The organism is Ferroplasma sp. Type II (genome assembly GCF_000496155.1).
The window spans coordinates 1-21,686 of sequence record NZ_KI542721.1 but is presented as its reverse complement, the minus strand read 5'-3'; the positions used below and the strand labels follow the sequence as shown (position 1 = coordinate 21,686).

The 21,686-nt window shown below is 36.0% G+C and carries 23 protein-coding genes, 1 tRNA gene and 1 pseudogene; 12 read left to right on the top strand and 13 right to left on the bottom strand.

What is annotated here, in order from left to right; genetic code table 11:
• From AMDU4_RS06930 to tgtA, 3 genes are all read left to right on the top strand, one after another.
• A partial coding sequence (locus AMDU4_RS06930; RefSeq protein ID WP_021787271.1) for a hypothetical protein occupies positions 1-460 on the top strand: 460 nt, incomplete at its 5' end.
• Positions 457-1,299: a hypothetical protein gene (locus AMDU4_RS06925; RefSeq protein ID WP_021787270.1), complete on the top strand. Its 843-nt coding sequence runs from the start codon at positions 457-459 to the stop codon at positions 1,297-1,299. The genes AMDU4_RS06930 and AMDU4_RS06925, both read left to right, overlap by 4 nt.
• 278 nt (positions 1,300-1,577) lie before the next feature.
• Positions 1,578-3,455, top strand: a complete 1,878-nt coding sequence (gene tgtA / locus AMDU4_RS06920) for a tRNA guanosine(15) transglycosylase TgtA (RefSeq protein WP_290704486.1) — start codon at positions 1,578-1,580, stop codon at positions 3,453-3,455.
• On the opposite strand, the gene AMDU4_RS06915 is transcribed toward tgtA, so the two are convergent.
• On the bottom strand, positions 3,456-4,091 hold the full coding sequence (locus AMDU4_RS06915) for a GNAT family N-acetyltransferase (protein ID WP_021787268.1): 636 nt from the start codon (positions 4,089-4,091) through the stop codon (positions 3,456-3,458). It lies immediately after the preceding gene.
• Between the two features lie 143 nt (positions 4,092-4,234).
• Between AMDU4_RS06915 and AMDU4_RS06910 the strand changes: the two genes are divergently transcribed.
• The 3 genes from AMDU4_RS06910 to AMDU4_RS06900 all read left to right on the top strand — a co-directional run bounded on the left by AMDU4_RS06910 (position 4,235) and on the right by AMDU4_RS06900 (position 6,371).
• Entirely contained in the window at positions 4,235-4,741 is a 507-nt protein-coding gene (locus AMDU4_RS06910; RefSeq protein WP_021787267.1) for a magnesium-dependent phosphatase-1, read from the top strand.
• Positions 4,742-4,817: 76 nt separating this feature from the next.
• Positions 4,818-5,462 carry a hypothetical protein gene (locus tag AMDU4_RS06905; RefSeq protein WP_021787266.1) on the top strand — a complete coding sequence of 215 codons (645 nt, stop codon included), beginning with the start codon at positions 4,818-4,820 and terminating at the stop codon, positions 5,460-5,462.
• A gap of 9 nt (positions 5,463-5,471) precedes the next feature.
• Positions 5,472-6,371, top strand: coding sequence for a hypothetical protein (locus tag AMDU4_RS06900; RefSeq protein WP_021787265.1), 900 nt, complete (start codon positions 5,472-5,474; stop codon positions 6,369-6,371).
• A gap of 4 nt (positions 6,372-6,375) precedes the next feature.
• Here AMDU4_RS06900 and AMDU4_RS06895 read toward each other — a convergent pair whose 3' ends face one another.
• The 4 genes from AMDU4_RS06895 to AMDU4_RS06880 form a co-directional block, all read right to left on the bottom strand.
• A complete protein-coding gene (locus AMDU4_RS06895) occupies positions 6,376-7,791 on the bottom strand; it encodes an MFS transporter (RefSeq protein WP_290704484.1) in 1,416 nt (471 codons plus the stop codon).
• A 69-nt stretch (positions 7,792-7,860) separates the two neighbouring features.
• Positions 7,861-8,748, bottom strand: coding sequence for a DMT family transporter (locus AMDU4_RS06890; protein WP_021787263.1), 888 nt, complete (start codon positions 8,746-8,748; stop codon positions 7,861-7,863).
• Between the two features lie 70 nt (positions 8,749-8,818).
• Complete coding sequence (locus AMDU4_RS06885; RefSeq protein WP_290704488.1) at positions 8,819-9,511, bottom strand: NAD(P)/FAD-dependent oxidoreductase; 693 nt, start codon at positions 9,509-9,511, stop codon at positions 8,819-8,821.
• Positions 9,508-9,960, bottom strand: a complete 453-nt coding sequence (locus AMDU4_RS06880) for an NAD(P)-binding protein (RefSeq protein WP_021787261.1) — start codon at positions 9,958-9,960, stop codon at positions 9,508-9,510. The genes AMDU4_RS06885 and AMDU4_RS06880 overlap by 4 nt, the downstream gene beginning before the upstream one ends.
• Before the next feature lie 256 nt (positions 9,961-10,216).
• Here AMDU4_RS06880 and AMDU4_RS06875 point away from each other — a divergent pair, with 256 nt between their 5' ends.
• Genes AMDU4_RS06875 through AMDU4_RS06865 form a run of 3 tightly spaced genes read left to right on the top strand, consistent with a single transcriptional unit; the run spans position 10,217 to position 11,951 of the window.
• A complete protein-coding gene (locus tag AMDU4_RS06875) occupies positions 10,217-10,558 on the top strand; it encodes a hypothetical protein (protein ID WP_290704481.1) in 342 nt (113 codons plus the stop codon).
• Entirely contained in the window at positions 10,551-10,925 is a 375-nt protein-coding gene (locus tag AMDU4_RS06870; RefSeq protein WP_021787259.1) for a hypothetical protein, read from the top strand. The genes AMDU4_RS06875 and AMDU4_RS06870 overlap by 8 nt, the downstream gene beginning before the upstream one ends.
• Positions 10,926-10,982: 57 nt before the next feature.
• Complete coding sequence (locus AMDU4_RS06865; RefSeq protein ID WP_021787258.1) at positions 10,983-11,951, top strand: phosphate uptake regulator PhoU; 969 nt, start codon at positions 10,983-10,985, stop codon at positions 11,949-11,951.
• On the opposite strand, the gene rpiA is transcribed toward AMDU4_RS06865, so the two are convergent.
• From rpiA to AMDU4_RS06850, 4 genes and pseudogenes are all read right to left on the bottom strand, one after another.
• Positions 11,946-12,614, bottom strand: coding sequence for a ribose-5-phosphate isomerase RpiA (gene rpiA, locus AMDU4_RS06860; RefSeq protein WP_021787257.1), 669 nt, complete (start codon positions 12,612-12,614; stop codon positions 11,946-11,948). The two genes, AMDU4_RS06865 and rpiA, sit on opposite strands and share 6 nt — an antisense overlap.
• 73 nt (positions 12,615-12,687) lie before the next feature.
• A pseudogene (locus AMDU4_RS14175) lies at positions 12,688-12,937 on the bottom strand (IS481 family transposase); the annotation flags it as partial.
• Between the two features lie 9 nt (positions 12,938-12,946).
• Positions 12,947-13,597 (bottom strand): helix-turn-helix domain-containing protein, encoded by a 651-nt coding sequence (locus tag AMDU4_RS06855; RefSeq protein WP_021787255.1) that lies wholly within the window; start codon positions 13,595-13,597, stop codon positions 12,947-12,949.
• A gap of 109 nt (positions 13,598-13,706) precedes the next feature.
• Positions 13,707-14,456: a class I SAM-dependent methyltransferase gene (locus tag AMDU4_RS06850; protein ID WP_021787254.1), complete on the bottom strand. Its 750-nt coding sequence runs from the start codon at positions 14,454-14,456 to the stop codon at positions 13,707-13,709.
• A gap of 742 nt (positions 14,457-15,198) precedes the next feature.
• Between AMDU4_RS06850 and AMDU4_RS06845 the strand changes: the two genes are divergently transcribed.
• Positions 15,199-15,942 (top strand): zinc ribbon domain-containing protein, encoded by a 744-nt coding sequence (locus AMDU4_RS06845; protein WP_021787252.1) that lies wholly within the window; start codon positions 15,199-15,201, stop codon positions 15,940-15,942.
• Between the two features lie 212 nt (positions 15,943-16,154).
• On the opposite strand, the gene AMDU4_RS06840 is transcribed toward AMDU4_RS06845, so the two are convergent.
• Together AMDU4_RS06840 and AMDU4_RS06835 are read right to left on the bottom strand one after the other, a co-directional pair.
• On the bottom strand, positions 16,155-16,724 hold the full coding sequence (locus tag AMDU4_RS06840; protein WP_021787251.1) for a Panacea domain-containing protein: 570 nt from the start codon (positions 16,722-16,724) through the stop codon (positions 16,155-16,157).
• A gap of 178 nt (positions 16,725-16,902) precedes the next feature.
• Positions 16,903-16,986: transfer RNA gene (locus AMDU4_RS06835), tRNA-Leu, on the bottom strand.
• 72 nt (positions 16,987-17,058) lie between these two features.
• On the opposite strand from AMDU4_RS06835, the gene AMDU4_RS06830 reads away from it, so the two are divergent.
• Together AMDU4_RS06830 and AMDU4_RS06825 are read left to right on the top strand one after the other, a co-directional pair.
• Entirely contained in the window at positions 17,059-17,634 is a 576-nt protein-coding gene (locus AMDU4_RS06830; RefSeq protein WP_021787250.1) for an isochorismatase family protein, read from the top strand.
• A gap of 52 nt (positions 17,635-17,686) precedes the next feature.
• Entirely contained in the window at positions 17,687-19,660 is a 1,974-nt protein-coding gene (locus tag AMDU4_RS06825; protein ID WP_021787249.1) for an acetate--CoA ligase family protein, read from the top strand.
• Between the two features lie 2 nt (positions 19,661-19,662).
• Here AMDU4_RS06825 and AMDU4_RS06820 read toward each other — a convergent pair whose 3' ends face one another.
• On the bottom strand, positions 19,663-20,508 hold the full coding sequence (locus AMDU4_RS06820; RefSeq protein WP_021787248.1) for a UbiA-like polyprenyltransferase: 846 nt from the start codon (positions 20,506-20,508) through the stop codon (positions 19,663-19,665).
• Positions 20,509-20,799: 291 nt separating this feature from the next.
• Positions 20,800-21,504, bottom strand: coding sequence for a hypothetical protein (locus tag AMDU4_RS06815; protein WP_021787247.1), 705 nt, complete (start codon positions 21,502-21,504; stop codon positions 20,800-20,802).
• Positions 21,505-21,686 lie beyond the last annotated feature (182 nt).

The window sequence follows — 21,686 nt, the reverse complement described above, 5'->3', positions numbered from 1 at the left end:
CACCAAATCCTATTGGGTTGGGGATTATGATTATTTACATTCCATTGTTCCTGTAAATAATAACAATTCTAAAATATCAGTCCGTATAGATGGACTTGTGAATAACAACAATTATTACAATATCTCAGTTAAAGTGTGTGCAAGTAATAATTTCTATAATTTATTCTCCATTAATACTGAGAAGGAGAGTGCAATATACGGTTCAATAATAAATAATACTACAGGTAACACAGTCAAAGTAAACACAACACTATATATTGAAAATGTGAACAATTCCATAATAAACACAATAAACGTTAGAGATGGTTATTATTATTACTTTGTACAGCCATATACAGAATATAAGCTATATTCATTGAATAGTACTAATAACACTCTTAAACTAATAGATACAATAAGCAATAAAAATATAACTTCTGGCAATAGTTATCATTATAGAATATTCAGCGGTGAATTATGAACCTAAAATCCCATTATAAAATAATAATTTCGATTATAATTGTGATAATACTATTCCTGCCACTGATTATCTACTATTACCCATATAATAATACAGAATACAACAACAATGGTGAAAGTATCAATGTAAAATACTTCCATAATGAATATTCAATATATGCCTGCATGTTTAACTCTAATTATTCTGCAAGCTCCTATTCCCTGGGCAATAGTGAATCATACCTGAATACAACATTAACAAACCCGGCATACTATCAACTTGAAGGACATTTAATATCCCATATAAGTATAAGCATGAAAAATATCAATGCAAAGTATGTCTATATAACAACTACAGGCGGCAATAATAATCAATACGTGCAGATAACAGGCACACATCTCCCCATCAACTGTAAACAAGAAGGGAATAAATGGATTAACAAATATAGTTCATTTGATAATCTCCACAGCATGGGTATAAACTTTGTTATCCCTAATTTCTACCTGCATAATGGTAATTATAATTTTACACTTACCGTATCAGCTGACAAACTGCATAACACATTCTACATCAACACTGAGAAGGAGAGTGCAATATACGGATCAATACAGAATCATACTACAGGTAACATAGTCAATGTAAACACAAATCTATATATTGAAAATATGAACAATTCCATAATGAATACAATAAACATTAAAGATGGTTATTATTATTACTTTGTACAGCCATATACAGAATATAAGCTATATTCAATGAATAATAGTAATAACACCCTTAAACTAATAGATACAATAAGCAACAAAAATATAACTTCCGGCAATAGTTATCGTAATGTAATATTCAGTGATGAATTATGAACCTCAAATCCCATTATAAAATAATAATTTCGATTATAATTGTGATAATACTATTCCTGCCACTGATTATCTACTATTACCCATATAATAATACATTGTTAAGATCAGATCCACTATAATTCAATATGGGGAATAGGGGATAGACAACGTCCTATTTTGCATTGGATTGGACAAACTGTAGACGTAGATAGTTTTGTAATTATGTTACACGTTCTGAAATTCCACAATATTATACTAAAACTGACTAACGATTAAATAGCAAGTAAAAATTAGCCATAATGCAGATGTTTTTCAAGGAAGGCCTTGCACGTATAGGCAAATTTTCAACACCGCATGGAGATATAGAAACACCTACAGTAATGCCTGTAATCAACCCAAATTTAAACTTTCTGACAGAGGAAGAGTTAAAATCAATAGGGATTCAGGCGGTAATAACTAATAGTTATATTATCAAAAGAACGGCATCTCTTGAGCAGGAAGCACTAAAATCTGGGGTGCACAGATTAATAAATTTTGATGGGCCTATAATGACTGATTCCGGCACATTCCAGAGCTATGTTTATGGTGACATAGAATATGATAACAGGGAAATTGTCCAGTTCCAGAAAGACATAGGAAGCGATATAATAACTATACTGGATATATTCACAAAACCACAGGACAGTTATGAACAGGCCAAATCAGCAGTACAGGAAACCTACAGGCGTCTGAAGGAAGTAAACACCAGTGATGCCATAATAGCAGGTCCAATACAGGGTTCTGTGTATCCGGATTTGAGAAGAGAATCAGCAAAACTCATGTCTGAAGCATCCTACCTTCCTATAGGTGGCGTTGTTCCACTTCTTGAGTCATACCGGTACAGTGATCTGGTTAATATAATAATTAATTCAAAGATAAATTCAGATTTTTCAAAGCCCATACATCTGTTTGGCGGGGGCCATCCCATGTTCTTTGCCTTTTCCGTTCTTATCGGTGTTGATATATTCGACTCAGCGTCATATATTAAATACGCAAAGGACAACAGAGTGCTCTACACAGAGGGTACAAGGAATCTTAAGGAAATACGCGATTTTCCAGAATGGAGCCCACTTTTCAATAAATATTCTCCAGTTGAACTGATAAAAGCCGACGAAAAAACCAGGCTAAAATTACTGTCTCTTCATAACCTGAAGGCAATATTCAATGAAATAACTGAAATCAAGGAAAGGATATACGAAAATACACTTTACCAGTATGTGGAGGAAAAATCCATGGCACATCCTGCACTCTATAAAGCCTATATGGAAATGCTGAGCCACAATCTGGATCCTTTCTGGAATCTTTCCCTTAAATCCCCCCTTTACTTTTTCAACTCATCTACATATAAAAACACTTTTATCAGACGCCTTGTGAAATTCACTGAGGCATATGTGAGAAATGGCAAAAGAACAATTCTAATAGGCTACAGGCAATGGAGGCACGGATTTCCGGTTTCTGAAGATATACTCAGGACATATGAAACTACAGATTATAACTTTCTTATAGAGTGGAACGATATCTTTATACCTATGGAACTGGAAAATACCTATCCGGTAAGCCAGATGGTCCCGTCTGGGATACCTGACCACAATTACCGGGATGAGTACATAGGATGGCTAAAATCCATTAATCCAGAAATATTAGTTTATGATCCTTCACTGGGAGGCGATGAAAAGGTCAGGAGTTATACACATTCAAAAATAAATGAGGTATACCATTTTCAGTTCAATTCACATAATGACCTATTTCTTGATTCAGATAAAATAATAAAATCAAAGGCAACCGGGCATATCCGCAATATAAAACGGGGCGACAGAATAATAGCAACTATGCGAAATGATGGGTTTTTGACACTGTCTATATATGGCGGAAAGCTGTTAAACGGAATGTTAGATTTCCCCAAATCACGTGTAATCGTGGGTGGTGACAGTGGAGAATTCAATTCGCAGGGATTCAATGTATTTTTCAAATTTGTGGAGGACTGTGATAGAGATATAATTGCAGGAAATGATGTAATGGTTACAGACAGTTCAGGAAATCTTTACGCAGTTGGCCATGCAACTGTATCAGGCAAAGAGATGAAGTTTTACCGTAATGGAATAGCAGTAAAGGTGCATGAGGGAATTAAAAAACTGTGATTATTCCAGATTAATACTCTCTGGTATATCGCCAAGTATGCCACTCAGGGTTCCGTCATTGCTGCTTCTGTTGTATATATGTGTATAAATCTCTGAAAGTATGGACTGAATCCGTTCTCCGCTTACATTTCTGATATTTTTTCTTGAAATTATCATAAGTTTCATCTCCTGTGATTTATTGTTGTTTCTGGGTGGGAGAAAGTATTTGAAGCCTGTCAGAGTCTTGGCTCCTGCTTTTCTGTAGAATTTTATCCTTGCCATTCTCTGTTTTTTGTTGTCGCCTTCCTCGGGGTTCTCAACCTCAAATATCATATGATTAAAATCATTGTTTTCCCTGATATCGAATATTCTCTGGAGAAACAAAGAACCGATTCCCCTTCCCCTATAATCTTTTCTGACAGCTATATAATCCAGGAATAAAAAATCGCTATCCCTGACAGGCCATATCATTGAAAATATTACGGGAACTCCATTATCCATGGCAATAAACATTTTTTCATGATTTTCCTCAATATTACGCTTAATATCTTCTATGGGTCTTTTTTCTCCCTCAGGGAATGCTTCCTCATAAATTTTTATGGCATCATTAAATTCATTATCAGTTTTAACCTCAGATATAGTTATATTATCCAGCATAACAAAACATTGGCTTTTGATATATGTAGATTTTGGTTATTTATTAGGTATTTTTGTCATTATGCACCAAAAATTTACCATTAAATATACTTTCTCCAATATTTTTTACGATAAATTTAATTTATTATTGCAATACCCAATAGATGATTAGACCATGGATTCTGGCTATGGACCTGGACGGAACTGTCTGGGACCATTTGAACATCTCCGGTGTCAACCCACCATATACACGTTTGGACCCTATGCGCATCAGAAATTCTGACAATGTCACCGTGACAATATTTCCGGAGGCAATAGATTTTATAAAATGGGCCCGTGAAAACGGAGCCATTACAACAACACTGAGCTGGAACCGAAAGGACTATGCCCAGGAAGCCCTTGAAACCTTTGGCATATGCAGCCTTTTTGACTATAATTCCACTGATCACACCCCGGACAAAGATCAGAGGCTGCTCAACCTTATGCTTATGCTGAAAGAACAGGGAATAGAAATTCCTGCGCAAAGGGTTGTATACGTGGATGACAGAGATCTGCATATGGATGCAATAAGGCATAATATAGGAAATATAGTTTTTATAAATATCTGGAAAACCATCAAAAGTTATCGTGAGGCCATGCAAGTCGTCAAAATAAAAATACTGGAAAGCTGATTTTATTATTACCTGAGGCACAGGATCATTAATTTATGAAATATTTTAAATATTTAATAACCATGTAAATATAAATATGCCGGCACAAATTCCAGTAATCTGGTTCAAGAGCAATAAGGATCCGCAAACCTCTTTCGCAGGAAGCCTGTGGATAGCCATACACACACAGATATATAATTATACGCATGTGAATGACTATATTATGAGGATAAATAATATAGTCAAGGCACTGTCATATAGTGATTATTTTGGGTTTCTCATGGACAGTAAAACACTTTCCAATTTATCCGCATTAATTAATAAAAATTTGCGCAAAATGAAAATAAAGGAGTTCTATTTTTCACTTACAGAGGATAATGATGTCCAGAAAGCAATAAACTATATGGAAAAAGGAAGACCAATTGTCATCGGGATTCCATACTATTCAATAGACCCATTTGTAAAATATAGGGTTGTCAACAATAATATACCGGAAAATATTAAATATTACCTTACTGCCTTTAATTATGGCGATCAGATACTATTGATTCCCTCATTCCAGGGTGTGGAATTGAAAACAGGGTTGGATGATTTTTACAATAGTAACAGTGAGATCGTACAAACCATGGGCATAGAGGAGTTCGTAGGCCATTGCGGGAAGATAAAAAACGGCATCGAAGTAATATATGCCAATGTGCTTGCAAAGAATGGAGAAGAGGTACGATCCTTAAATGAATATTAGGGTGTTTTAATGCTAGAGGTAAAAAACTATATAACAAAAAAATACGAACAGGGAAACGATAATATTGAGACACTAATATCATTAATGAACGATTTTGTAGCCGAAACATATGGCAGCTCGGTTGCGGTAGATGGAGACTCAATAGAAACCATAGAAAAATTGCATGCATATATCGATGTTTTTTATTCCGAAATCCTGGAGAACACCCTGCTAATAAAGAAATTCAATCACATATTTTACATCACTGCGGAACAGATTAACGGAAAAGCGACATTTACTGGCCCGGACAGAAAAACTGCAGTTGGGATGCTGGATACCGTAAAATCATCACTTGTCAGTGCTGGAGAGATAAAATTAATGGGAATTATAGCGAAAAGGCTATCCAGAGTGGCCGAAATCCAGATGTCATTAACTCCAATACTTGAAATACTCCGTGAACTTATGGATAAAAATAGAATTGTACTGGTTTCAACCAAAAAAAGTGATATGAAGCGCCTGAAATATTTCAATGAGATCAACGATCTTAAAATATTCAGTTATGAATTTAGATACGATGCATGCATTATAGAGCCAGGCATAGAATTTAGCTCAACAGCATCATCTGGAATAGAAAGCTTATTTTCGTATGTTATGTCACACAAAATTTCCTACATGTCTAATATATCATCCATAAAACCATATTTAAGAACTGCCTATTCATATTACTCCATATGTGAGCTTGCCGGTTCACCAATGGAAATAAGCATGGAAACCCTGCGTGATGAATACCTAAAATTATATAACAGGCAACCTGATCTATTGAAGTTCAAAAATTACGTTGAAGCATTATGCGATTCAGACATTTTTACAAATGTAAATAACAAAATAAAGGGCATAGATAAAATATTTAAAAATTTTATAGAAAAATAAAAATTTAGTTAATAGTTTTTGTATATTCTTTTTCCCTTGATACTTCTTCCATTGCCCTTCCCTTTGGCTCAGGAAGGAGCAGTATAGTCATTACTAGGGCTATTACGGAGAATATGGCCAGCACAGTCATAAGCACCGAAAGGCCAGTTACTATTATGAAAGCATCAGCAAAGGTACCTAGAAAGGCTCCAGTTTTCCCTCCAGCCGCTGACATTCCTGTGCCAAATCCTCTTGTTGTCACGGGGAATACTTCTGATGGGTACACAAATGTTGTAACATTTGGCCCAAACATCATGAAGAAATAGCTCATGCCGTAAACTATCAGGAACTCGGCAATATAGGCAGGTGTATCTATTATCGGGAATAGTGCAAGTATTCCATATGATACTGCTAACATCACAAATCCCGTGATCTGTATTGGCTTTCTTCCCAATTTATCCAGTGTGAATGTCGCTAGCCAGTATCCAGGCAATGCCGCTACAGTGAATATTAGTGCTGCATATTCAGTAGATCTAATTAATCCAGCCAGTCCCGTTGCTGTTATTAATGTCGCGAATATCCTGCTCGACATTATGGAATTTCCATAAAATGCCCAGTCCATGAGGAACCATGTTCCCGCTGTTCCTATTAAAGTAATAAGGAATTTTCTATCCTTAAATAATGTATACCATGGCGTATTTACTTCCTCTTTTTGTGTAGATACAGCCACATTTATACCTGTATAGGACTTGAGATTTTTTGCGGCTTCTGCTGCACGTCCCTTAGCAACGGTATACCTTGGCGGCTCTGGCATTTTTCTCCTGTAATATACGACTATAGCAGGCGGAATAGCTCCCACTGCAAGCATTATCTTCCATGTATCGACCAGTGGAATTACATGGGTATTCAATAACAGTACAAGTGCAAGCAACGATGATGTTACCAGTCCTATGCTCTGCATTGAAAATACCATTCCCACATATTTTCCCCTGGTTTTCATATTCGAATATTCTGCCATAATCACCGAGGATGTTGCATAATCTCCGCCTATTCCGATTCCAAGTAAAAATCTCCATCCTATTAAAACCCATGGATTTTTGAATGACAAAAAGGCGCTTCCAACCGCTCCTATGACAAGCAATACCAGTTCCAGTCCATAAATAGCCTTTCTACCTAAATAATCCAGAAGCCTGCCGAAGGTCAAGGCACCCAAAACCGCGGCTATTAGGGCTGTAGCTCCAATAAGTGCATCCTCAGTTTTGGTAATGTTCCATCCAACCATTGGCAGGATTGCGATTACGGTTCCAATAATAAATAAATCATAGGCATCTGTAAAGAATCCCATTCCTGCTGTGAGGAAAGTCTTAAATTGAAACCTTCCTGTAGCATTATTTAGTGCCTGATTTATTGTATTAATATTTCCATCATTTTTGTTATCCATATTCTCAAAAGCACTATAGGTAATAAATGAATAAATATTACCCATATAGATTATATATCACTATATATTCTATATATTTGAATGCATAGAATTTTTTGCTCCAATATATTTGTGAATCGTCTCCATAAGCATGGCTATAACTATTATAGCGCCGCCCAGTATTATATCTAGCGTCGGTATTTCCTTAAGTATAAGTATGGAGGATATAACTGCAAACACTGGCTCTCCAACGTAAATTACACCAGCTGCTGTAGGTTCAATGAACATTAAAACTCTGGTGTTGATTAGATAAGCGAAAAAGCTTGCAAAGAGGGCAGTGAATATTATTGTAAAAATTACAATTGGCTGTAAAAGTCCGGAAGGTTCCCAGCTGAATGGCAGAAACAGGGATGAAAGAACACCAACAACCAGTAGCTGATAAAATGTAAAAACCATGCTGTCAAGCAATTTTGTGTATTTGAACACGTAGGCAGTTTGCAGTCCATAAAAAATAGCGCATATGAATGTAAGAAGATCCCCGAAGGAATCGGCCGAACTGAATTTTAGAGACGACATAAGAATCAGGCCTATGAAGCCCACACTGACGGCAATTATATCAATCTTATTCAGTTTTATTTTCAAATACAGGAGCGATATTACCGGAAGAAGTACAACATACATTCCAGTGATAAGCCCTGATTGTGATGGAGTCGTATATTTCAGGCCCACGGTTTGCGTGTAATATCCCAAGAAAAGCAATACACCACCTATCAGTCCCAGTATTATGTTTTTTCTCTCAACCAGCATTTTATTTTTAAGTACCATGGGAAGCATAAGTGCTGCAGAAAGAATAAATCTAAATGAAAGCAGCATAACCGGGCTTATATAATATAATGAAAGTTTCATTATGGGAAACGTGGCACCCCAGATCACCACAACCGAAATTAAAAGTAAAAAATAAAACAGTTTGCCATGCATTCATCGTTAAATATTTCATGGCTAATTAATTTAATCAATTCTTCCTGTCCAAAGTCAAATATTGTGGCATTTATCCACCAAACAGGAAATATTTAATAAGTTTAGGTTTTCTCATGAGAATTGAAAATACAACCTTTGCCGGATAATCTATATCTCCCAGTGAATTTATTCTGCGTATAATATCCTCTGTATCAATAGTTTCATATATTTTATTCAGCATTGTATCGTTGGTGCTTATCCTGGAAAAGTATCTCTGGATTTTAGAATCTATATAAAGTTCCCTGCCTATTTCATGTTTCCATAGTTTTTGATAGTTCTTTAGCCTTTTTTCAGAGAAATCATTTGCCTGAAAACTCTGGTCTATAGCAGCGTATGCATTTTTTGCAGAAATTATCCCTGTGTATATTCCACCGCCTGATAATGGCTTTACAATTCCTGCTGCATCTCCAAGAAGCAATGATCTGTTTCCATAGGTTTTTTTAAGATAGTTTATGGGTATTGGTCCTGCATTTATGCCAAGTATCTGTGACCTGTTGAATTTTTTGTTTATATTTCTGAAATATTTTATGGCCGTAACGTGGTCGACACCCACACCGATTCTTGTAATTTCGCCTGATGGAACAGCCCAGCCAAAAAATCCCCTGCTATTTTCTGAACCTATGAAAACATTCACATCATCCTGATCATCGAGATGAAATGATGAATCCACCTGATACGTAGATATAATTTTCTTTGGCCTTTCATAATTGAGTGCATTTCTTATCTTGCTGTTTGCCCCGTCCGCACCGATATTATGCCGGCCTTGGCATACTTAATTTCACCGTGCTCCCTGTATTTCACTTCTCCATAAAAATCATTGACCTTTGCATCAAGTACTCTGGCATTTATTCTTGTATCTGAACCGGAACCAATAGCCATTGCTGAGACGTCTTTGTCAAATTCATCTCTGTACATTACTATTGTCTTTTCTCCCTTTGATATATGTATGTTCTTCCCGTTTGGAAAGAAAACATTTGCACCATGTACTTCATTTACCTTTGAACCTGAATTTACGTATTTAAAAACTCTTTCCGATACCAGTCCTGTGCATTCAACAGGTTTCCCGATTTCTTTATGTTCCTCAAGCTGGAGGACTTTATATCCATTTTTTGAAAGTAAATAGGATAAATATGAACCCGAAGGTCCTGCACCGGAAACAATAATATCGTACACGATAAATGATATTAATCTTATATTTATATTATTACAATCCTATGAGCAGGGAAGTTCAGAGCTTAACGGAGAAAATGAATTGCAGAATATTTATTATTTCATAACTTAAGACTTAGAAATAAGTTCTTGCAAAACCGTCTGGACCGTGAGGAATGTAAACGAATATTAAGCAAAAGTGAGAACCTTTTTTAGTTGAGAAAAGTATGTCAGAAATAGGAATAATAGAAAATATTTATATTATCTCACACTACGAACTATGATGCAGGCAAGAAAATTCCTAACCGATCATAATAGAATATTTATACCATTAATATCCGTACTTTATTCTCTGATGGTATTCACAGTATCCATAGTTTACGCCTTTTTGCTCGTGCTTATATTCTCAATTCCTGTTATAATATTCCTTTTGATGCATTTCTTTGGGATGTACAAATTCAGGCCGAGGCTCTTTGGAGGTTTAGTGATACTTATTGTAGTGCTTATGATAGCTGCCGGCATCTATTCTACATATTTCTACGACCTTAACGGCCAACATAGCCAGGATATACAAGGTACCTCTATAGGAAATCAATATATCTCCATTTTCCGGGGTGGATAAGAACTATAACATTACGGTAACAACAAATTATACCGGTTCTCTAAACAGTTCCTATCTCTATATATATTCTGAAGGTGTATACAATAAAACTGTGAACTATTCAAGTATTAATCATACAACAAAGAATGGCATTACCACAATGTATTATGACACTAAATTGCCGTCAGGACTTTATGATGTCAACTATACAATCTCTAAAAACCTCACAATAACAAGTCCCGGCCCCGTAAACGTTGGAAGATTTACCTTCTACGAATTCTACGTTTTTGCTCTGACGTATGAATATATAGCCCGAATAGGGATACTATATGTTATAGGAATTGTCGTGGCATATTTCATTGGAAAGAATAATGTTTTAAAGAAGTGAATTATATATTTTTAAACTATATAGATATTTATATATAGTTATTACAGATATATATAAATGCAATCAATAAGAAAAATACAGCTAACGGGTGGGTCAACATATATTGTTTCACTGCCTTCAAAATGGGTTAAAAGCAATAACCTTCAGCAGAGCAGTGAGGTAAAGATAGAGGAGTCGCAAAACAAGCTTGTGCTCTATGGAAATGCCGATGTGAAAACGGAAATAGAAAAACATTTAATTTTGAATTCAAAAATGGATTCCAAGAGCATGCAACGGGCTTTAATATCCCTATATATTTCTGGTTACGATACCCTTGCAATAACCAGCCCATACTATATAAGTGATGAAACAAGGGAATCCATAAAAAAATTTTCAAAACTTGTAATAGGCATAGAAATTTTCGAGGAGGATTCTAAAAAAATTGTATTGCAAAACGTTCTGAATTCAAGCTCTTATCCCATTTATAATTCAATAAAGAGAATGTCACTTAATGTGGAGTCAATGATTTATGATACCATAAAGGGAATCAACGATATAGACAACGATTTATTGAAAAATGTCATAGAAAGAGATGATGAAATTGACCGCTTCCAGTGGTACATATACCGTGAGGTAAAGGGGAAAAGCTGTGAGGATCCTAACAGTATATATTATCTCATAATATCCAGAATACTTGAAAGAATGGCAGATCATACTGTAAATATATGCAAGATATGGCTACAGAAAAGTGATGTTGATACACCATACAAAAAAGTTGTGGAGAACCTCTCATTTTCACTGGACCTGTTTAAAAAGGGAATGGCACTTTTCTACTCCAAAAAATATAATGGACTCAACGATATTATATCATTCAAAAAAACTATCATGAACCAGAAGATGGAATTGCTCGATCTTGGGAAATCGTCGGATATAGCCACCATATCATTTTCATCTGAGGAGATATCCAGGATAGCATTATACTCCACTGATATTGCAGAACTGGCTATGGATATGGTGCTGTCAATGCAAAATGAAGTAGCACTATGATTTTTTAAAATTCATGATTTTGCATCCATTATTTTCTCCAATGAAGATTTTTGTGGTAATTTTATGGAATATACCCACTTCAACAACTCCAGGAATCATTTTTATTTTATCCTCCAGTGTCACATCGGTAAAATCAAATCTGCAGTCCAGTATGTAGTTCCCGTTATCACTTTTGAATTTTTTACCATCTCTGAAAGTGGCATCACAACCTAATTTCTCAATATTTTTTTTTGTCACGTTTTCCATGAATGGCAAAATTTCAACCGGTAAGGGAAAACTGTGGAGTCGTTCAGAAAATTTCGAATGATCAGCCATAATATACACATCCCTGCTGTTGTATGCAACTATCTTTTCACGCACAAGTGCACCGCCCCCTCCCTTTATCAAATTTCCATTTCCATCAAATTCGTCGGCTCCGTCAAAATCTATTTCTATGCCTTCGAGGTTATTTTCGATTTTAATGCCGTATGATTGGGCCAGATCAGCAGTTCTCAATGAGGTAGGCACTCCTGTTATGTTTGTAATTTTTCCTGATTTTACAAGTTCTCCAAGCCCATCGATAAAATATTTGGTTGTTGAACCTGTCCCGAGCCCAAGTTTCATATTGCTATGAACATATTTTAATGCCTCCATGGCAGAATTTCTTTTTTCATCCTCATACATGGCCTTATATTGTATTTAGATTAATTAATATTATTTAAATAGCTGGAGATTGTTTTATCCTGAAATGAGTTCCCTAATATACCTGTTGCTTCTCATATAATTTACCTCTCTTTTCCTCATATGCCATTGATGGTATTACCACAGGCCTGTCATCTACACATAATGACATATGCCTTCTCTCATAATTATAATAATATACTGTTTCATCCCCTGAAGTAAGGCCTTAACCTTTTAATGGTATAATTCAACCTCTCTAATTTTCCATTAGTCCATGGATGATCTGCCCTTCCTATTATATGTTTAATGCCATTGTCATCCAGATATCCTGTTTTCTAATCCCTGTTTACCTGCGGTTCGTCTTTTGCAACCAGTTCAGTATCAAGGAAATATTTTAAGGACTTCCGTATTATTAAATCCAGTGTTGTTGGCGGTATGTTTAGTGTGGCAGAAAGTTCAAGCAGGTTTATTCGTTTTGGTACATCAAAAAATCCCAGATCATAAGCTTCCTTTATGGTGAAAAGGGATTTCCTGTCAACATTTGATTTCCTGTAAATATTCACGTATACCTCATTTCCTGTAATCCGTTTCAATTTTTCTGAAAGTTCTTTTACTATATCCACACTGCTCATGGACATATACCAAATATTATTCCCCTCTTCAATTTTTTCTTCCTTGGTATAATCTGTCCCATTGTCTCCAGCGTATTTTTTCATAATTCCCAGAATTGGGCATTCATGGGTTATCAGTTTTATTATAAGTATATTGCCATTGCTGAAAAGCGTCTCTACATCAACGATTTCCTTGCTAGATTTCAATGATTTCAGTATTTTATCCAAATCCTCGTTTTGATAATAAATCTCGGCTATCTCATGAACCATGCCATCATGCATTTCCTTCTTGATAACCCTTGAATTTACATTGAATTCCGAATACAACCCGCTCAGGGAACAGCTTTCATTTTTTATCTTGAATTTTACATCCATATGATCCCATTCCTTTATTGTCTTAATTTGTCTAATAGGTATGAAGTATATGCTTTTAAATCTTTATAAATTTTATTATTCAGTAAACACTACAATTATATTATCTCTTTCAATCTTTTATACCTGTTATAACAGCCCATGATTTTTTGAAGGATTTCCCGTCCCATTCTATCCCAGAAATGAACCCGTCACGTGCATTATTGAAATATGCCCGGGATTCTTTCCCCTCAGGAGAATCTTCCTTTACAGGGTAAAGCCACTCTTCAAATGTCATCCTCCTGCTGTATACCCTGTATTTTATATCTTTGAAACCTGCATGGGAAAGTATATGCTTCCATCCCTCCACAGATGCAGCATGCATATGTGAATGGTCTCTTATTCTTTCAAAGTTGTTCAGATCATTTATAATGCTGTCTGGAGCCGTCATATCGTCTATCCCAATTCTGCCATTTGCCCTTAAAACCCTGAATGCCTCACTTGCAAATTTATCCTTGTCTGCGAAATGATGTGCAGCTCTCCTGCATGTAACAACATCAAATTTTTTATCTTCGAAGGGCATGGAGTCAACATAGCCTTTCACGGTGATGACATTGTGCAAATCGTTTTCTTTTGCCAGTTTAGCTGTTTCTGACAGCATGTTATCTACCATATCAAGTGCATAAACTTTTGATATACTTTTAGCCATTTCGATGGCTGTGAATCCAGATCCTGTTGCTGCATCAAGCCCAATCATATCGCCTCTGAGGGAAATCATTTCCATCAGGATTTTCAGATCATTATCCTTTGCGTGAGACTGGCTTTTAGCATAATTTTGGGAATTTTTAGAAAAGAATTCCTTTGTTTTGTCATATTCATCCATGCTAAAATATATCTAAGAGCTATATAATAATATTCAAGGAATGAGCATAGGATGCTATGGCACCTGAGAGTTATCGAGGAAATAGGATTAAAAAACTTGGCATTGGCATCAAACAGAAAACTACTTCCAAATACTGATGTTAGTACGGTTAAAAAAAATCCCAACTTTAAGAAAAGTTATGCGAATTAAAATATGGCTCTTCCCACTTTCCTGTGGGTTGTTCCAGGGGGATGAAATCTAAATAATCCAGATATTACTGGAATCATGTTGCACGGTTACCATGACATAGAGTCGTTGCCTTGAAGATCCAGGGAAATGGCGATTGTGTGTGAAAATTGGTGATTTTTGCCATATAAAAGTATGATGGCCCAATAATGTAAAAATCAATAACCAATAACCAATTCATGCGTATTATTAACTTAAATTCTTTATAACTCTCTCATAGCCACAATGTCAAAAATATACAGGGGAAGCAGTATTCCTGGGATTTTTAGAAATTTATAATGTCGGAGAAATGTCAATTATTAAAAAGTTCGCTTATAGACATCATCATGGGATCCTATGTCTACTATAATTACAATGCATAAATTCTCATCTATTTTATACACCATAACCAACCTTTGCCCATCTATCTTAACAACATTATAATTTTTAAGCCTGGCTTTCTTATGCTCCGGCCTATGGGGTTCAAACAGTTAATAAATAGTATTATATATATTTGTAATATGTTGTCATAAGTATCATGGGAAAACTCTACACCATAAGGGATGCCTGTAAAATACTCCAACTCAATCCGAACACACTCAGGAAGTGGGACAGGGAAGGAAAGATCAGGTGTGTCAGGCTCTCAAATAACTTCCGGCGTGTGCCTGAGAGCGAGATCAATCGTATACTGGGCATAAAAAATAACAGGATGTCTTTCATCTATGCAAGGGTATCCTCACATGATCAGAAAGCCGATCTGGACAGGCAGATTCAGAAATTGCAGAAGCATATCAGGAATCCACAGAAGCGCAGCAAAAAATTGAAGCAGGCCAGAGGAAGACAGAGAAGAAGGATAAAGGATGCTTTACACAAACAGTCCACCACAATAGTGAGAGAACATCCTGATGCCTCCTCTGTCCTCGAGGATATGAAAGGCATAAGAAAAAGTGGCGAGGATAAGGGGAAGAAGTTCAGGACACATCTGAACAGATGGCCATATTCTGAATTCCAGAAGATGATAGAATACAAATCGCAGAAAAAGACAATATATGTGAATCCACGAGGGACCTCCTCAGAGTGTCCCGTATGCGGTGAAAAGGTAAAGCACCCAACCTGGAAGATATCTAAATGCGACAACTGTGACCGGGACTACGACAGGGACAGGTTGGCCTCACTGGCCATAACCCTCCGTGGCATCGATCTGTGCGGAGACCCGTTCCCCGTGAGTGCGTTGGCCTCTTGGCAATCTATGAAGAATGAATACCTGTACATCAGAGATTAACCTGAGATCCCTGAAGCAGGTTCGACTGAGACTGCCTACGCTACGAACTGGACAGATGCACAACATTGCACAATGTCTTGAGAACGGTTCATCTTTTATCTTCATTAATTTATTTTTAATCGAATCTTTTGTAGTTTTATCTTTAATTTTCTTCAACTCTTTGTCGATTGCACTTGTATCCAGGATATAATTATTGCATGCCATAAAATCGATTAAAACAGATGCTCCAATTCGGAGTTATCTTTAATCAGATGTTTCCCATAGACACCATTTTTACTATTATCTTTATCTATTTTTTCTATTTGTTTTAAGAATTCCTCTGAATTTATTGTTTTATAATACCATGCAAAATCGTCAAGGTTAATTTTATCGTTTAAATTTTTTGCCTCTAAAAAAGGTTCGGTTTTATCTGCAAGGACCTCTAATTCTTTCCCGTTTTTATCGGAGTATTTTTTTATAATAGAATCTATCTCATTCGATATTTTCTTTGGGATATCAATTTCTTCGTCTTGGTTGATATACTCTGACTCTTTAATAATATATCCACCTTCCTGCCGTTCTCCCACCATGATGTTTTCATCCAGATCTTCAATTTTTGGTATATCTTCGGAGTATGGGCCATAATAATAATGCTTGTAAGATAAATCAGAAAGTCTCTCACCATGTTTCTTAACATATTCAAATTCGGTAAGATAGGTTAATTTTTGTAACTTTTTTTGGGGCAGCGGTCCATATCTGCTTAAAATATATTTAACATATATTGCTCCATTTATTTTTCCCATATGAATAAATCTAAAAAGTGTATTAATAACTTTTCATTTTCTAAGAAAAATATATAATTAAATATAATTATTACATTATATAATATTATTTTTATATTACAAAAACTGGATAGAGAGCATATAAATAAAAATAATTTCAATGCGATTTATCATTATTTACATTGAATCTCTATCATAATGCGGAGAGTGGGATTTGAACCCACGAATCCCTACGGAAATGGACCCTAAATCCATCGCCTTTTCCTAGCTCGGCAATCTCCGCACCAACTGTATTATGGAACTTTATATATAATTTATTAAACAAATTAAAAATAGGAACCATTCATATTGAATCATGATTAAACCTGAAGACTCTCTTATAATACTTGTAAATTACAAACCTGAATTTTTCAGGCACAGTTTCAGTAAGATGGAATTTTTAATGGGTATGGACTACATGAATAATTTCAGGGCGAGGTTCAAAATTCCTGTAATATTCACTGAAAGGGAACTGTATTATCCAGTAGGAAACAGGGATGTACTGAATTTACGGAACCGGAAGGAGGAAAACAGAATGAAAAACATGCCTCCAGACTCTGAGTACGACAAGGGTTTTATGGAGGAGTTCAAAAATAAAATAGAGGTAAAAAACCCAGTAAAAACTGAAAAGGAAGATATATTCTATCACAGTACACTGGAGGACGAAATCAGCAAAACAGGAAGAAATACCATACTACTCGGTGGATTCTTCACAGACAAGGACATATTCATAAGTTCAGCAAATGCAAATCTGAGGGAATTAAATACCCTAGTGGTATCTGACATTACATCAACATATTCTGAAAGGTTGTATTTCCAGAGCCTGGAAATGATAAGCCAGTTCGTGGATGTTATAGATACAAGGGATCTGGGAGAATACTTTCCATTATAATTACAGGCAGGAAATTAGGCAAACATTTTAAACCCACAATGTATAAGAGTTTATGCTTGAACAATTATTCAAACCAAAAAGTATTGCCGTAGTTGGCGCTTCATCGGATAGCCTCAAGGTTGGAAACATAATATTCAGGAATATCACATCATCATTTACCGGTAAAGTTTATCCAGTTAACAATAAAAATGCCAACATTGGTGGATTTACTGCATACAAAAGCCTTACAGAGATAAAGGAACCGGTCGACCTGGTAGTTATAGTAGTCCCCAGGGATGCAGTACCTGGAGTTATGAAAGATGCAGCCGAAATAAAGGCAGGCGCTGCAATAATTATAACATCTGGATTTAAGGAAACGGATCAGCATGGTGCTGATCTTGAAGACCAGATCATGTCCATAGCAAGAGAGAATAATATAAGGGTCCTCGGACCGAATACCATCGGGCTCATAACCCCTGATGTGAATGCAACCTTTGCCTTTGCTGATGTTAAAAGGGGAAAGGCTGCAATTGTTGCACAGAGTGGCGGGCTTGGAGTATACATGCTGAATTGGGCACAGGAATCAAACGTTGGGATAAGCTATTTCATCAGTCTTGGAAATCAAGCAGATGTGGACGAAACCGACGCATTCCAGTTTCTTTCAGCCGATGTGGAAACAAGATCAATCTTCTCATATATTGAGGGTGTCTCATCAGGGCAAAAGTTTCTTGCCACAATACCTGATGTTACAAGGAGAAAACCCATCATATTTCTGAAGGGCGGTATTGGCAAAACTGGTGCAGCTGCTGTAAAAACCCACACGGGAAGCGTTGCAGGTTCTATGGACATATTCCGTGCTGCAGTGCGGACAGTTGGAGGGATATTTGTTGACAATATAGAGGATATGCTGAATCTGGCAAAAATCGTTCTATCTGCGGAACCAGTATCCAATGATGTATTGATAATCACAAATTCGGGAGGTCATGGAGTACTGACAACAGATGCCATAGACAAGGAAGGCCTGAATGAAATAGAATTGCCGGAAAGGGTAAAGCATGATCTGCTCAGTGTGATACCCGAGCAGAGCACACCAAGAAATCCCATAGACCTTTCAGGGGATGCAGATTACGCAAGATACAACAGTGCCTTAGGCATGGTAAAGGATCTGGACTGCACAAAAATAGTCATAGTACAGTCATTGCCAATGCTCACATGTTCTGATGTTGCAAAGGCAATAGTAAATTACCGCGGCAAGGGAGTAATAGGTGTAACAATGGGTCTTGACCAGAACGCTGCCTCTAAACTGCTAGATTCGGTTTCAATACCTGCCTTTATATTCCCAGAGGACGCAGTACGTTCAATTAAATATATGGTAGACCGCCCCAATCCAATCAAAAAGATACGTACTGTAGAACCCATAAACCAGGCAAAGGATCTGGTCAGTGGGAAAAGCTATATTAAGGATTTCGAGGCAATGCAGCTAATGGATATATACGGAATAAGGACTCCGGCCTATGCAATTGCTGAAAGTGTCCAGGAGGCAAAGTCAAAATCTGATGCTATTGGATATCCACTTGTAATGAAAATATCGCCTGATACTCCTGTCCATAAAACGGATGTGAAGGGGGTAATATTGAACGTGGAAAAGGATATGGTAGAGCATGCGTTCGATGAACTTAACTATCCACGGACAATCATGCAGGCTCAGATAACCGGTGCGGAAATATTTGTGGGTGGGATAAAGGATCCTGTATTCGGCCCCTCAATAGTGGTTGGAATAGGCGGCATATATATGGAAGTAATAAAAAGCCTGAGTTATGGCATATGCCCTGTATCGGAGGATGAAGCATACCAGATGATAAAGGAGAGCAAAATACTGGGCATGCTTACATCAAGAAACCGGGATTACGATATAAACAGCACGGTTAGAACCATATCCAAAATATCCAATATGATCGTTGACCTGGATATAAAGGAAATGGACATAAATCCACTGATGGTCAATGAAAAGGGAGCATTCGCCGTTGATGTGAGAATAGTACTCTAAAATTATTTATAGAAAGATATTATCATTCCCACGAGGAATATAATTCCAATAAATGAATTGGCATTAAAGAACGACACCCTGATGGTCTTCAAATTGGAAGGATTTATTATAATGTGCTGATATATTATTAATCCTATGATAGGCACAAGAAGAATATCGTAATAAATATTTTTTACTATGAGGGCGATACAAATAAAAAGGGCCATTGTAAATACATGGAAAAGGTTGGATATGATAAGCCCACCCTTTAGCCCGAATTTAACATTCAGAGTTTTCAGGTTGTTTTTTCTGTCATAATCCAGATCTGGTATAGTGTATATTATGTCAAATCCTGCAATCCAGAAAGTAGATGCAAGAACGACAAGATATATTATGAGGGGTGGATATACTGGGGTTATTGCAAGGAAACCGCCCAGTACACCGAGCCCTATTGTAAATCCCATGAAGAGGTGGCGCCAACATGTGATTCTTTTCATGAGTGGATCGGCAATGAAGAATAATATTACTATAGGAGAAAGCTCAAAGACTGTCATGTTCAGGAAATATGTGGAAATCTCAAATAGGCCTATAAGTGACCCCGCTAGAATATATGCATCCCTCATTCTCATTCTTCCTGCTACCAGTGCCCAATCTTTTTTTCTCGGGTTGATTCTGTCATAGCGCAGCCCCAGTATCCTGTTTATGGACATACCTGCCCCTCTGGCGCTTGTGGCAGTAATGAGTATTATTATATATTTTAAAATATGATAGGTACCCCCGGATGCTATTATAGCACCTGCATAAATAAATGGCAGGTCGAATACTGTATGCTCCAGCTTTATGAACTCTGTAATGTCTCTAACTTTCATTTACTGCCCGCATATTATAAAATGGTTAATTAATACTAGCTTTGTTTCTATGGGAAAATTGTGGCGGATAAATAATCACTGTTGTGCCCTTTCTCATTGAAAACAATAGATGCCTAACAGTTTGTAATTCTGGTTCTAATTGCAGTTTACTGGGCTGATAAACAATAAAACACTAATCTTCATTGAGGAGAGAAGGATAAAAATTAGTGGTCTCGTTGTTTCCATTTCTTTTATCGTATATTATGTCTAATACGACATTTGTATCGAGCAAAGAAAAAGTCATTATAACACTCAAATCAGAGAAACACTCTTAGATTCGTTTAATAATTTTTCCACTTTTTTAGGAACTCTATGCATATTCGGAGAAATAAACGTATTTAATTGGCTCATTCTATCTATGATAATTTTTTCATTCAAAATGGAATTTTTATAAAAGTAAGCAAGTGTTACTGTACTGAAAACAGTTGACAGAATTTCAGCAGTTATTATAGTTCTATCTATATCGTGTTTCTGCGAATTTTTTATATTATCGGCAAGAAATTTATAAAGGTTAACATATAAATTAAAATAACTATAGAACGCATAATCAAGCTTCCTTAAATTTTGATTGGTTCTAAATTCCTTATGCATATCATCGCTTATTTTAATTGTTTTCGTTGCCATAGTATAATAATATTCTTCGTACAATGATTTCTTTTCCTTCCATTGTAATTTATTTATTTCATCTATAATAATTTGAAAATTGGAATCAATATTTTTGATTTCTTTTATAAAGTTTTTTTGTTCACTTTCAGTTATCTCAAAAACATCTATATTCTGATTAAAAATTTTGAGCAGGTATTCAGTTATTTTCTGAAAACCTTCCTGATTGTAATCAAAATATTCTTTTGTGATATGCTCAATAATTTTCATTAGCCTGTGTTGTTTAGGAAATTTTGAAATTAACCGCTCTATTGGCAATGGAAAATAATTGATATTAATAGAGTCAAAGTCCATAAATGCATATATGAATACTGTATTAATAATTTTTGCACTCTATATGACGGTTACATACAGTTGACGCTATAATTTTTTTATATCATTTCTTATTGAAAACACTGGGTATCAAAAAGATTGATACTGTGTTCAAAAGGGCCAAGAGCGGGAAGGAATACTATGAGCTTGTTGATGGAGAAGAA

Bases quoted from the DNA above. Each gene is read 5' to 3' on its own strand.
- AMDU4_RS06825 (WP_021787249.1), top strand. From the start codon at position 17,687: ATGCTTGAACAATTATTCAAACCAAAAAGTATTGCCGTAGTTGGCGCT.
- AMDU4_RS06845 (WP_021787252.1), top strand. From the start codon at position 15,199: ATGGGAAAACTCTACACCATAAGGGATGCCTGTAAAATACTCCAACTC.
- AMDU4_RS06910 (WP_021787267.1), top strand. From the start codon at position 4,235: ATGATTAGACCATGGATTCTGGCTATGGACCTGGACGGAACTGTCTGG.
- AMDU4_RS06820 (WP_021787248.1), bottom strand. From the start codon at position 20,508: ATGAAAGTTAGAGACATTACAGAGTTCATAAAGCTGGAGCATACAGTA.
- AMDU4_RS06875 (WP_290704481.1), top strand. From the start codon at position 10,217: ATGATGCAGGCAAGAAAATTCCTAACCGATCATAATAGAATATTTATA.
- AMDU4_RS06855 (WP_021787255.1), bottom strand. From the start codon at position 13,597: ATGGATGTAAAATTCAAGATAAAAAATGAAAGCTGTTCCCTGAGCGGG.
- AMDU4_RS06895 (WP_290704484.1), bottom strand. From the start codon at position 7,791: ATGGATAACAAAAATGATGGAAATATTAATACAATAAATCAGGCACTA.
- rpiA (WP_021787257.1), bottom strand. From the start codon at position 12,614: ATGTATGAGGATGAAAAAAGAAATTCTGCCATGGAGGCATTAAAATAT.
- AMDU4_RS06925 (WP_021787270.1), top strand. From the start codon at position 457: ATGAACCTAAAATCCCATTATAAAATAATAATTTCGATTATAATTGTG.
- tgtA (WP_290704486.1), top strand. From the start codon at position 1,578: ATGCAGATGTTTTTCAAGGAAGGCCTTGCACGTATAGGCAAATTTTCA.
- AMDU4_RS06840 (WP_021787251.1), bottom strand. From the start codon at position 16,724: ATGGGAAAAATAAATGGAGCAATATATGTTAAATATATTTTAAGCAGA.
- AMDU4_RS06850 (WP_021787254.1), bottom strand. From the start codon at position 14,456: ATGGATGAATATGACAAAACAAAGGAATTCTTTTCTAAAAATTCCCAA.
- AMDU4_RS06865 (WP_021787258.1), top strand. From the start codon at position 10,983: ATGCAATCAATAAGAAAAATACAGCTAACGGGTGGGTCAACATATATT.
- AMDU4_RS06830 (WP_021787250.1), top strand. From the start codon at position 17,059: ATGATTAAACCTGAAGACTCTCTTATAATACTTGTAAATTACAAACCT.
- AMDU4_RS06905 (WP_021787266.1), top strand. From the start codon at position 4,818: ATGCCGGCACAAATTCCAGTAATCTGGTTCAAGAGCAATAAGGATCCG.
- AMDU4_RS06900 (WP_021787265.1), top strand. From the start codon at position 5,472: ATGCTAGAGGTAAAAAACTATATAACAAAAAAATACGAACAGGGAAAC.
- AMDU4_RS06915 (WP_021787268.1), bottom strand. From the start codon at position 4,091: ATGCTGGATAATATAACTATATCTGAGGTTAAAACTGATAATGAATTT.
- AMDU4_RS06890 (WP_021787263.1), bottom strand. From the start codon at position 8,748: ATGCATGGCAAACTGTTTTATTTTTTACTTTTAATTTCGGTTGTGGTG.
- AMDU4_RS06815 (WP_021787247.1), bottom strand. From the start codon at position 21,504: ATGGACTTTGACTCTATTAATATCAATTATTTTCCATTGCCAATAGAG.